A 12,700-nucleotide genomic window follows, 5' to 3' on the forward strand; every position below is an offset into this window, starting at 1 on the left:
GTTAAACTAAAAACAAAATATCTATTATGAGAAAGAAAACCATGTTTCTCGGCATGCTCGGTGCAGGTTTGATGTGGATGCCTACTTCTGCCATCCTCGCTGCTCAGATGAACAATGCTGCTATGAGCGTTCAGCAGAACCAAGGCATCAAGGGTACAGTGGTGGATGCCACTGGCGAAACCTTGATTGGTGCAAGCGTGAAGGTGGCTGGTACAACAAACGGTGTCGTTACCGATCTGGATGGTAACTTTACGCTGAATTGCAAGCCTGGAGCTACACTCGAAGTGAGCTACGTCGGTTACAAGACGATGACCGTGAAAGCTGTTAATGGTATGAAAATCAAGATGCAAGAGGATAGTAAAGCCTTGAATGAGGTTGTTGTCACCGCCCTCGGTATCAAACGAGACCGCAAGGCTCTCGGCTATGGCTTGGAGGAAGTGAAGGGTGAGGAACTCACCAAGGCGAAGGAAACCAACGTCATCAACTCTCTTTCAGGTAAGGTGGCTGGTCTCGTCGTGCAGAATACGGCTGGCGGTGCTTCTGGTTCTACCCGCGTGCTCCTTCGTGGTAATACAGAAATGGCAGGCAACAACCAGCCTCTCTACGTGGTGGATGGTGTGCCTTTGGATAATACAAACTTTGGCAGTGCTGGTGAAAGTGGCGGTTATGATCTGGGTGATGGAATCTCTGCCATCAACCCTGATGATATTGAGACGATGACCGTATTGAAAGGTCCTGCTGCCTCTGCCCTCTATGGTAGCCGTGCTTCCCACGGTGTTATCTTGATTACGACCAAGAAGGCGGAGAAGGATAAGATTTCCGTGGAGTACAATGGTTCTTACACTGTCGATACCCAGTTGGCTAAGTGGGACGACATCCAGGAGATATATGGCGCTGGATACAATGGCGAGCTGCCTACATCCAGCACCTCTGGTACCAATGCCAGTTGGGGACCTAAGGCCGATGATTTCATGTTCAAGTATTTCGATGGCGAGGAGCGTCCATTCTTGATGCACCCTAACAACGCCTCCGATTTCTTCCGCACAGGTTTCACCACCCAGAACTCTGCCATCCTCTCTGTTAATTCCAGTAAGACGGGTATGCGTTTTTCTGTTACCGATATGCGCAACAAGGACATCCTGCCTAACACCAATATGAGTCGTGACAACTTCAACCTCCGTGTTAATACCTCCGCAGGTCCTGTTGACTTCGACTTCACCGCCAACTATACTCGTGAGAAGGTGAAGAATCGTCCTGCCCTTGGTGACTCCCAGAGCAACGTGGGTAAGAACCTCATGACCCTGGCGGGTACCTACGACCAGGCTTGGTTGAAGCACTATGAGGATGCCGACGGCAACTATTCCAACTGGAATGGTAACGACCAGTATAACAAGAACCCATACTGGGATCTCTATAAGAACAGCAATACATCCGACAAGGACGTGTTCCGTTTTACGGGTAAGGCCATCTGGAACATCGACAACCACCTCAAGTTGCAGGGTACCATCGGTACCGACATCAACAGCATGAACTTCGAGGACTTCATCGCCAAGACAACTCCAGGTACTCCTGCCGGAAAGCTTACCGACCAAATCTTCAACAACCGCACATTCAACGCCGAGATACTCGCCCTCTACAACAACTCATGGGGCGACTTCGATGTCAATGCTACCGCTGGTGGTAACATCTTCAAGGTGAACAACAAGACCACTACCAACGTCGGTCTCAACCAGCAGATGAATGGAATACAGAACATCATGAACTATCTGGAGCAGAAAACTCGTGAGAACATGTATAAGAAGCAGATTTCTTCCCTCTATGCCAGTGCGAGCCTCGGCTACAAACATACTTACTATCTGGAGGGAACCCTCCGTGGCGATAGGTCATCTACGCTCCCTACCAATAACAATACATACGTATATCCTTCGGTATCTGGTAGTTTGGTGTTCTCCGAGTTTATCAAGAACAAGAAGTTCATCAATTACGGTAAGATTCGCGCATCTTGGGCAAAGGTAGGTAGCGATACCGATCCATACCTGTTGGCACTCAACTATACCACGGGCAAGTACAGCTACTCGGGTTATACCATCGGTATGATAGCCAACTCAACACAGCCAAACAAGGATTTGAAGCCTACTATGACAGATTCTTACGAGGTAGGCTTGGAGATGAAGTTCTTCAACGGACGCTTGGGTTTGGATGCCACCTATTACAACCAGAACTCCAAGGACCAGATTTTGAGCTTGGCTTCAACCACCACCTCTGGCTATGCTTACCGCCTCATCAATGCCGGTGAGATTCAGAACCAGGGTATTGAGATTGCCCTCAATGCCCGTGCCTTGCAGATCAAGGACTTCGCTTGGGACTTGGGTGTCAACTTCTCGAAGAATACCAACAAGGTGAAGTCGCTCACCAATGGCGTGGACTACTTCGAGTTGGCGAAGGCATACTGGTGCGGTGTTTCTGTTGGTGCCAAGGTAGGAGAGAACTATGGAGCCATCCGTGGACACGACTTCCTCTACAACGACAAGGGTCAGGTGGTTGTCGATGCAGCTACTGGTCTTCCAAAGGTTGACCAGAAAATCAAGACCATCGGCAACTCTTCTTGGGACTGGACAGGTGGTTTCTACTCAACCTTCAGCTACAAGAACTTCCGCCTCTCTGCTGCATTCGATGTTAAGGTAGGTGCCGACATCTACTCTATGTCCATGCGTTCCGCATACCAGACAGGTAAGGCAAAGGGAACATTGGCAGGCCGTGAGGAGTGGTACACTTCTGAGGAGGCTCGCAAGGCTTCGGGTATGGACCTTGCCGCATGGCGTGAAACAGGTAACTGCAAGGGATTTGTCGTAGAGGGTGTCATCGACAATGGCGATGGTACTTATCGTAAGAACGACATCGCCGTGAACCCTGAGGATTACTGGAAGCATGTGGCAAATGGCGTGCAGAGTGCCTTCGTTTACGACAACTCTTACGTGAAGTGTCGTGAGATTACTTTCGGCTATACCTTCCCAGAGAGCATCCTGGGCAAGTATGTCAAGGGCTTGACCGTATCCTTCGTGGCTCGTAACCCATTCATTATTTGGAAGAATATTCCTAACATCGACCCAGACTCCAGTTACAATACCTCTGGTCTCGGTCTGGAATATGGTTCCCTGCCATCTCGTAAGAGCTATGGTTTAAACGTGAACGTGAAGTTCTAATCTCGAAAAAATAAATCAATTTCTTTAGAAGAGTTCTAAAATATAATAATGTAAGAAAATGAACAATATAATCAAGAAATATATAGGTAAGAGCAGCCTGCTGATGGCTTTCGCCCTGATGACAACCGGCACTGCGATGACTTCTTGCTCAGATGAAACCTTGAGCAACATCAATACCGACAAGACCAAGGTGGGCGAGCTCGACCCTAACGCACAGTTGACTACTGCTTTGTTGCAGACTTACGGTGACTTCAGTTTGATGGATACCTACCGTAACTATATCTCAGGTTTTCCACAGTATTTCGCTGGTGGTTGGAACGTAACCAACTATGCAGGTTCCAACTTCCGTGAGGACGACATCACTCGTCGTGTCTGGGACCGCTACTATGAGGTCAGCATCAAGAACCTTGTGGATGCCATCCACAATTCAGCAGACAAGGCAAACTTGAATGCGGCACTTCGTATCCATCGTGTCTATCTCACGGCGGTCTTGGCAGATACCTACGGCGACGTGCCTTGTTTGGAGGCAGGTCTGGGTTACATCTCAGGCATCTCCACCCCTAAGTATGATACCGTAGAGGAACTCTACAGCTGGTTCTTTGAGGAGCTTGACGCTTGCGAGAAGCAACTTGGCACTGGTACCGACCGCATTTCTGGTGATGTCACCAGCATGGGTGGTGATGTAGCCAAGTGGAAGAAGTATGCCAATGCGCTCCGTATGCGCTATGCCATGCGCATTTCAGATGTTAATCCACAGAAGGCAAAGGAAGAGTTTGAGAAGGCTGTTGCTGCCGGTGTTATCGCCAGTGCAGCAGATGATGCTTACATCAGATATGCTGATACTCCTTATACTTATTATGATGGAGCCAACGACTACGATTTCCGCACCAATGCCTTAGGAGAGATTCTCTATGGTCAGGATGCCACATCGCCTACCATGGTATGCTCTACCTTGTTCTATCAGTTGCAGAATACCAACGACCCTCGTCTCTATCGCATCTGCCGTCACTACTACAATATCAAACGTAGTCAGGTGAAGCCAGACAAAGAGCAGAACATCGACTTGACCGATGATTTCCTGGCTTACTTCCAGAGCAAGAATCTCGGTGAAGAGCCTTGCAACCCTGGTGCTACCTGGTACACAGACTGGATGAATCCAGCTACGGTTGATGACCTTCCCACTTTGAAGAAGTATGCGGAGATAGACGAGAACACTTATGCCAACTCTGATTATATAGCCCGAGCAGGTCGTCCTTGCCTGAACATCGACTTCGAGATGCCTTCTTGTCCTGGCGACTTGATGAGCTATGCCGAGGTGGAGTTCCTCAAGGCTGAGGCTGCAACCAAGGGTTGGAATGTTGGGGGTGGTGATGCAGAGAGCCACTACGAGGCTGGTGTTCGTGCCAGCATGGAGTTGCTCAACAACTACTATCTTACATCCAACAAGATTTCCAAGGAAGAGATAGATGCGTTCATTGCCAATAATCCGTTGGGTGACAATCCTAAGGAGACCATCAACACCCAGGCTTGGATTCTCCACATGATGAACCCTTCTGAGGGTTGGGCAAACATGCGCCGCTCTGACTATCCTGCTATCTTGAATCGTGATCTCTTGACCAAGAATGGTTTTACTTACACAGATTCTAACTGGTCAATGCCTGTCCGTTTGCAGTATCCTGAGTTGGAAGGTCAGTACAACAGTGCCAACTACAAGGCTGCCATCGACCGCATGGGTGGTGCAGACGACTGGCACAAGCGCCTCTGGTGGGACAAGGCTGATGTAAACCTTCAGCCAGACTTCAATCCTCCATTCGGAAAGGGATACAGCGAGTAGTGTTTAATGTTTAATGTTAAATATTAAGTGTTAAGTGTTAAGTTTTATAGGACAATAGATAGAATAATTAATTATGAATAAGACAATGAAACAATATAAGGGAAAAGTCTTGAAGGCTATGATGATGCTCTTCGCCATGAGTTTCGCACTGGCTGGTACATCTACCTTGTCTTCTTGCTCTTCTGACGATGATCCATACTTCACTGTCAGCGAAAATGACGATCCACGTATCTTGAACACCGACTTGGCTGATTCCAAGATAGACCGCAAGACAAATTATAAGTTGGAAATCAAGGTGACTCCTGTTCACTACACCACAGTGACATGGTTGCTCGACGGCACTCAGATTGCCGCAGGTACTACCATCGACCAACCTTTGCCTTTAGGTAATCATGAACTGAAGATTGTGGCAACCACCACCAAGGGCAAGACCACATCCCGCACCTTGAACGTTACCGTGACTCCTGCTGCCGATGACCCAGCCTTGGGTACCAATGCCATCGAGCTTAGGGTAGCTCCAGGAGAAACTACAACCATCCACGAGTGCAAGAACCTGGGTCTCGTTCAGAAAGTTCTCATCGCTGATAAGGAGGTTGCCTTCGAAGTTCTCGATGAGGGTACAACATTGAAAGTTACTGCTCCTTCCGACCTCGCCAATGGCGATTACGACATTACATTGGTAGATGGCAATGGTGTACAGTTTGCTGGCGGTACCATCAAGGTAACCACCGAGGCTCGCCCATCTATGGAGAACACCATCTGGGAAGGTGAGTTTGCCGTGACATGGGGTACACCATTCAATGCCTTGAAGGATACCTTCCTCTCAAAGGTGAAGGCTGGCACCATCCTCCGTGTCTATGTGAATGGAAATGGTCAGGGTACTGCTGCAACTGCTTGGTGGAACAACATCCTTACTGGTAAGGGCGACCCAGAACGTGGCGACATCATGGTGGATGGACCTGCTAAATGGGAGTTTAAACTGACCGACTTATCTATCCAACTTTTGACAGAGCAGGATGGTTTCCTCCTCGTGGGTGACGGTTACACCGTAAAGAAAGTAACTATCGAATAAAATATTAGAAAGATTTCCGTTTTATCATAAAACGTCAAACCTTTGAACTTATGAAGAAATTATTATTATCTATTTCAATGTTGGCATTTGCTTATACAACCAGTGCCAATGTTCCAGTTATCAAAAGCAACCCTAAGATAGAGGCTCAAGTAGAACAAACCCTGAAGAAACTCACCTTGGAGGAAAAGATAGGTCAGATGATGGAATTGGTGACCGACCTCTTTGGTGCCAACGACAAGAACGGTGTGTTCTATATCGACGAGCACAAGACCGATTCTATCTTTTCTCGCTATAAGATTGGCTCTATCCTCAACGCTCCTAACACTTGCGCGCCAACCGCCAAGCAGTGGGAGAAGTACATCGAGCAAATTCAGAAGATTTCGATGAAGCGCATCGGCATCCCTTGCGTCTTCGGTCTCGATCAGAACCACGGTTCTACTTATACACAAGACGGTACCCTCTTCCCGCAGAACATCAATGTAGCTGCCACCTTCAATCGTGAGATTGCTCGCCATTCGGCTGAGGCTACTGCTTATGAGACTCGTGCGGTGAGTGTGCCTTGGACTTACAGTCCTACCGTTGATCTCGGTCGTGATGCCCGTTGGCCTCGCATCTGGGAGAACTTTGGAGAAGATTGCTATCTCAGTTCAGAGATGGGCAAGGCCATGGTCTATGGCTTCCAGGGCGAGGACCCAAATAACATCGACCAGTATCACATCGCCACTTCATTGAAGCACTTCATGGGCTATGGCGTGCCTTGGACTGGTAAAGACCGTACACCAGCCTATATCTCTCCTGCCAACTTGCGAGAGAAGCACTTTGCTCCTTTCCTGGCGGGTCTGCAAGCTGGAGCCTTGACCGTGATGGTGAATTCCGCTTCCGTCAACGGTATGCCGATGCACGCCAACAAGGAAATCCTGACAGGATGGCTGAAGGAAGAGACAGGATGGGATGGTGTGCTTATCACCGACTGGGCAGACATCAACAATCTCTATACTCGTGAGATGGTGGCAAAGGACAAGAAGGATGCACTCCGCATCGCCATCAATGCTGGTATCGACATGATTATGGAACCTTATTCTTGCGATGCTTGTGGCTACCTTATTGAATTGGTGAAGGAAGGCAAGATTCCGATGAGTCGCATCGATGATGCCTGTCGCCGTGTGCTTCGTATGAAGTACCGTCTCGATCTCTTTAAGAACCCAACCCAGAAACTGAAGAATTATCCTAAGTTTGGTGGCGAGGAGTTTGCCAAACTCGCCTTAGAGGGAGCTACCGAGAGTATGGTACTCTTGAAGAACGAGCGTAATATCCTTCCTTTGCAGCATGGCAAGAAGATTCTCCTCACGGGGCCTAATGCCAATCAGATGCGCTGTCTGGACGGTGGATGGAGCTATACCTGGCAGGGCCATCGTACCGATGAGTTTGCCGGCAAGTATAATACCATCTATGAGGCATTCTGCAATGAGTATGGCAAGGAGAATGTTATTTTGAACCAGGGTGTTACCTATAATGAAAAGGGCAAGTATTGGGAGGAGAACGAACCTCAGATTCTGGGGGCAGTGGCTGCAGCGAAGGATGCCGACGTCATTGTGGCTTGCATTGGCGAGAACTCCTATACCGAGACTCCGGGCAACCTGACAGACCTCTGGCTTTCTGAAAACCAGCGCAATCTGGTCAAGGCTTTGGCTCAGACAGGCAAGCCTGTCATCTTGGTACTGAATGAAGGACGTCCACGTCTCATCGCCGACATCGAACCATTGGCACAGGGTATCATCGATATCCTTATCCCTGGCAACATGGGCGGCGATGCCTTGGTAAACTTGGTATCGGGCAAGTCAAACTTCAGTGGCAAGATGCCTTACACCTATCCTAAGGAAATCAATTCGCTCGCTAACTACGACTTCAAGAAGAGTGAGGAGGTGGGTACGATGGAAGGGGCTTACGACTACAATGCGAAGATTACCCAGCAGTGGGGCTTCGGATATGGTTTGAGCTACACCTCTTATCAATATAGCAACCTGAAGGTTTCCAAGTCTGACTTCCGCCACGGAGACATTATCAAGGTGAGCGTGGATGTGAAGAACACGGGCAAGGTAGCAGGCAAGGAGAGCATTCTCCTGTTCAGCAGCGACCTCGTTGCCAGCATGGTACCAGATGGTCGTCGTCTCCGTGCCTTCGACAAGGTGGAACTTCAGCCAGGTGAGACCAAGACTGTGACCTTCGAATTAAAGGCAGACGACTTGGCTTTTGTAGGTTGGGATGGCAAATGGAGATTGGAGGAAGGCGACTTTAAGTTGATGATTGCCGACCAAACTGCCTCTGTTCATTGTGCAGATACTTATCTGTGGCAGACAGCCAATAGATAAGCATATATAAAGATTGGGATCCATTCCTGCAAGAATATTCTATGTATTCTTGTTAGGAATGGATTTTGGTAAAATCTTTGGTGAATATGGGGTAGAGAAATATATTGCTCATATTGAACTTATTTTGACTTTTGTTTCTTTTTCACTTTCTTCATCAGAATAACAATAAATGCTATATAATTCCATGCTTGCCAACTTGTCAAAGTAACATCAAATCTGTTCAACAGACTTCTGTATGAATCTAACCACGCATTTGTTTTTCTATGCTGTACCTTTCTTTATACAGTATATCGTCAAACAAATAGCAATCTTCCTCACGTGCAAGTTCTAAAACGAAGTGCAATAAAAGAGTGCCTCTCTCGGAGAGGAAAAAGAAACAACCAGCAATACAAATAAAAAAAAGGAGACCGAAGTCTCCCAAAGATTAACTAACTTTGTATTGCAAATGTATCATCAATTAATCTCGGAGCAAAGGTCGCAAATTTTGGTTCTTTCGTTAAATGTGTAGACAGGTTAATAGAATGAGATTAATCCGTATACACGATATGATTAGCCTTAAATAGATGGTTTTACAAAGGTGGATAAACTACATGATAAATGTAATTAGGTGCATCGTCTATCTGTCTTCAATAAACAACGTATTCCTTTATTATGTGAAGTTTGTAAATTATTTTCGCGCAGTTCAAACCCAACACATGCTCTTTTGGCTTCTAAAAGATGACCAATTGACTTGCAAAAGGTGCCCTTTAAGAGCCTTACTAACGCCCTTTTGAAGTCCAATTAAGCATCTTTTACTTTACCAATTTATAACTAATTGACTAACTGTTGGTTGCAAACTTGCTTCGTATATATATTTTTGCCGTTATTTATAGATATTTTCTTTGAGATTATGTAATGATTTTTCAAATCATTGTCTGCATATTTTCGAAGTATAAAAAGAAATAATTATCAATGTCAGAGAATGAGAATAAGATAGATAGTTGACAATCTTAGCAATGTTTTTGGTTTAGCGAGTAACTTTGGTTCTTTTACTAAAGCAATACGAAAAGCGTCCACACATTTAACAGAAGAACCCAAATTTTTGCCTTACTCCAAAAAAAACAGCGAGAAAAGAAATTGCCGACATCGTCGGTATTAGTCAGTCAACACTATTACAACAGATAACGGACCTGAATTTGCGGTACATAAGGACATCACCAAATACTTAGGCGTGCCCGTGTACTTCGCTGACCCATATTGTTCATGGCATAAGGGAACTGTTGAGAATACAAATAATTAATCAGGCAGTATATACCTAAAAAGGATTCGTTTGATAACTATACGGAGAAGAGAATTATGTCCATACAAAAGAAATTGAACGAAAGACCAAGAGAAAAATTAAACTTTTCTACTCCAAAGTGCGAGTTCTTTAAACATCTTTTGTAATTTTGCACTTGCTGGTTGACTCTGCGGGTTCAACAAGCAAAAGGAAAGTTTATTGGAGGATTAATTGGCTTTGGAATGGGTGTTGGTGGAGCTGCGATTAATATGCTTATTGACAGTAAATTCAAAGAAGAAGAGTATAATATGACAAAAAGTACTATTTCGAATATAGAAAAAATACATCTTTTAGATAAAGAAAAATCAAAAATAGTATCAGATGGGAAGTAATGAAGGAAATTGGGGAAGATACGGATTACAAGCATTTGGAATTTCAGTGCTTGGTCCCCTCTTATTTTATCTTATTAATCCTATCATTGAACATTTTAAGGGTAATCGTGATGCTGTAGCATATACAAAGACATACGTAAGTCAGTGGGATAGTATAAAAATAGTGCTACCCACTAACCTATTTGATTTCTCATCTGGTGAATTTACTCATCGAACAGAAGTCTTGACTGGTGATGGTAAGCAAAAACAAAGGATATATGCAAGCTTTGAAAAGTGTTATATTTCACAATATAAGAAATATTTTGAAATTATATGGATCGTAGGTATAGATGAAATTGTTGGACTTTACAATCGTCATCATGATGCAGCAGGTGTTCAAAATAGCTTAATGCGTCCAAACATGGTACTATCAGTCTATGTCAATCGTAAACAATGGAAGGATAAATCATATGGAACGTTAGAAAAGCCTATGCCAGTCTTTCTACATAGAATTATCTCAGGTGATGATATAGAAGAGCGGAATAAGAATGCGTTAAGGCAAGATAGTCTTTTCCCTGGAGAAATTATGGTATATTTTTATCTCCCACCCAAGGCTGTTCAACGTATGCGCAACACGCCAGACTCTGTTAACTATAAGTTTGCAGAGTATTACTTGCGTTATCTCTTACCCGAAGACGAGTTTGAAAGACTGTTTGAAGAAGAATAATCTAAGAGTTCATTATGATGAGAAGTAGCAAAGGAAATTGGGGAAGATACGGATTACAAGCATTTGGAATTTCAGTGCTTGGACCACTTTTGTTTTATCTTATTAATCCTATCATTGAACATTTTAAGGGAAATCGTGATGCTGTCGCATATACAAAGACATACGTAAGTCAGTGGGATAGTATAAAAATAGTGCTACCCACTAACTTGTACGACTTCTCATCTGGTGAAATACCTCGTCGAACAAAAGTTTTGACAGGTGATGGTAAACAAAAACAGAGGATATATGCAAGCTTTGAACAATATTATATTACACAATACAAGAAATATTTTAAGATTATATGGATTGTAGGTGGTATAGATGAAATTGTTGGGCATTATCAACGTCGTCATGATGCTGCAGGTATACAATGTCGACTGATGCGTCCAAACATGGTGCTATCAGTCTATGTCAATCGTAAACAATGGAAGGATAAATCATACGGAACGATAGAAAAGCCAATGCCAGTCTTTCTACATAGAATTATCTCAGGTGATGATATAGAAGAGCGAAACAAATTTGCACTCTGGAGAGATAGTCTTCAACCTGGAGGAAGATTTGTAGATTTCTATCTCCCCCCCAAGGCTGTCCAACGTATGCGCAACACGCCAGACTCTGTTAACTATAAGTTTGCAGAGTATTACTTGCGTTACCTCCTACCCGAAGACGAGTTTGAAAGACTGTTTGAAGAGGAATAATTATGCTTCCGAAAATTATTTATACACTTATTCAATTCTTGGCAAATGTGCTTCCGCCTAACAAAAGAGAAGAAAATAGGAAATACCTATGGAAATGAAGTATATAAAATATTATGTTTCATTACAGTATGAAGAAACAGATCTTTAATTTCTATGCCACCCCCTTGAACATATGGTCCATAGTAGGCTTTATGTTTCTTGCAATGATTTGTAGTGGAATCATTTACGAAGTTTTCTTTGCTCTTGCATATGGAATAGAATCAACATTACGTTTTATTAGTATCACAGGATTGGTGACAGGGGGTATCTTCCTTTTTTTAATCATTGTAACCATTCGAAAGAAAAGCATTGAGGTAACTGACGATAATCTATTTAAGTATTATTCGGGAAGAAAGTTAATATATACAAACACCATGGATAATCTGTATTATATTGAGGCTGTGGATATAAGCAGAGGGATAATTGGAGAAATGGCCTTCTGTTTTAATGATAAGAAAATCAGAATCAGTATGCCCTCCCATCTACCCCATTTCTATGAACCAGGAAAATATGAATGGATATTTTCATTCTTTGTTAAAAGTCTAAATCTTAAGAAAATGCATCATCATACGCTATTTGGAAAGTCTAAATATGTCTTTGGCTATTGGAACCCTGTGAGAAATGCAAATTATGAAATATATAGCAAGTCAAGAGGACAACGATTCCTTTAAAAGGGGAATGGACATCCTTGTTTATTAGAATCTCTATCGTGACAATGAAAAAACTATTTAACGTGAGTTCGACGAATTATAAGTGTCTATAAATTTGGTGATTGGCGAAATTTGTTGTAACTTTAAAGAACTAATATACAAACAGTTACAAACAAAAATCGCTATGATCACTGAGGACAAAGTTACTGAAAGATTTTGTATGGCAGATGACTTCTGCAAGTTTTTTGATGCAATGACAGCAAAATATAGGCTAAAACCTACAGGAAAAAGGAAATATCATCGAAATTCTACAATGTCAAAGGCAGAAGTTATGCTGATAATAATCCTTTTCCACGATTCTGGTTATCGTTGCTTCAAACATTTCTATCTTGAAAAAGTATGCAAGCAGCTTCGCCATCTGTTTCCAAAAGTTGTTTCTT

General features: G+C 43.9%; 8 protein-coding genes and 3 pseudogenes. 10 read left to right on the forward strand and 1 reads right to left on the reverse strand.

Annotation, left to right across the window (positions count from 1 at the left end; genetic code table 11):
• Positions 1 to 26: 26 nt before the first annotated feature.
• The 4 genes from HMPREF9141_RS03970 (at position 27) to HMPREF9141_RS03985 (ending at position 8,478) form a co-directional block, all read left to right on the forward strand.
• The gene (locus HMPREF9141_RS03970) at positions 27 to 3,203 is read left to right on the forward strand and encodes a SusC/RagA family TonB-linked outer membrane protein (RefSeq protein WP_007367202.1); all 3,177 of its coding nucleotides are present in this window, start codon (positions 27 to 29) and stop codon (positions 3,201 to 3,203) included.
• Positions 3,204 to 3,261: 58 nt separating this feature from the next.
• Positions 3,262 to 5,037: a SusD/RagB family nutrient-binding outer membrane lipoprotein gene (locus HMPREF9141_RS03975; protein WP_007367203.1), complete on the forward strand. Its 1,776-nt coding sequence runs from the start codon at positions 3,262 to 3,264 to the stop codon at positions 5,035 to 5,037.
• Positions 5,038 to 5,122: 85 nt separating this feature from the next.
• A complete protein-coding gene (locus HMPREF9141_RS03980; protein WP_257009555.1) occupies positions 5,123 to 6,109 on the forward strand; it encodes a hypothetical protein in 987 nt (328 codons plus the stop codon).
• A 50-nt stretch (positions 6,110 to 6,159) separates the two neighbouring features.
• Positions 6,160 to 8,478: a glycoside hydrolase family 3 N-terminal domain-containing protein gene (locus HMPREF9141_RS03985; RefSeq protein WP_007367205.1), complete on the forward strand. Its 2,319-nt coding sequence runs from the start codon at positions 6,160 to 6,162 to the stop codon at positions 8,476 to 8,478.
• 119 nt (positions 8,479 to 8,597) lie between these two features.
• Here the strand turns inward: HMPREF9141_RS03985 and HMPREF9141_RS13790 are convergent.
• A pseudogene (locus tag HMPREF9141_RS13790) lies at positions 8,598 to 8,773 on the reverse strand (transposase family protein); the annotation flags it as partial.
• A gap of 846 nt (positions 8,774 to 9,619) precedes the next feature.
• Between HMPREF9141_RS13790 and HMPREF9141_RS13795 the strand changes: the two are divergent.
• The 6 genes and pseudogenes from HMPREF9141_RS13795 to HMPREF9141_RS13680 form a co-directional block, all read left to right on the forward strand.
• Positions 9,620 to 9,903, forward strand: a pseudogene (locus tag HMPREF9141_RS13795) (IS30 family transposase); the annotation flags it as partial.
• 15 nt (positions 9,904 to 9,918) lie between these two features.
• Positions 9,919 to 10,128 (forward strand): hypothetical protein, encoded by a 210-nt coding sequence (locus HMPREF9141_RS03995; RefSeq protein WP_007367206.1) that lies wholly within the window; start codon positions 9,919 to 9,921, stop codon positions 10,126 to 10,128.
• Positions 10,118 to 10,834, forward strand: a complete 717-nt coding sequence (locus HMPREF9141_RS04000) for a DUF8188 family protein (RefSeq protein ID WP_007367207.1) — start codon at positions 10,118 to 10,120, stop codon at positions 10,832 to 10,834. Before HMPREF9141_RS03995 ends, HMPREF9141_RS04000 begins: the two co-directional genes overlap by 11 nt.
• A 14-nt stretch (positions 10,835 to 10,848) precedes the next feature.
• Positions 10,849 to 11,571 (forward strand): DUF8188 family protein, encoded by a 723-nt coding sequence (locus HMPREF9141_RS04005; protein WP_007367208.1) that lies wholly within the window; start codon positions 10,849 to 10,851, stop codon positions 11,569 to 11,571.
• A gap of 128 nt (positions 11,572 to 11,699) precedes the next feature.
• A complete protein-coding gene (locus HMPREF9141_RS04010) occupies positions 11,700 to 12,281 on the forward strand; it encodes a hypothetical protein (protein ID WP_257009556.1) in 582 nt (193 codons plus the stop codon).
• A gap of 163 nt (positions 12,282 to 12,444) precedes the next feature.
• Positions 12,445 to 12,700 (forward strand): annotated as a pseudogene (locus HMPREF9141_RS13680) (IS982 family transposase); the annotation flags it as partial.

It is taken from the genome of Prevotella multiformis DSM 16608 (assembly GCF_000191065.1).
Lineage (GTDB): Bacteria > Bacteroidota > Bacteroidia > Bacteroidales > Bacteroidaceae > Prevotella > Prevotella multiformis.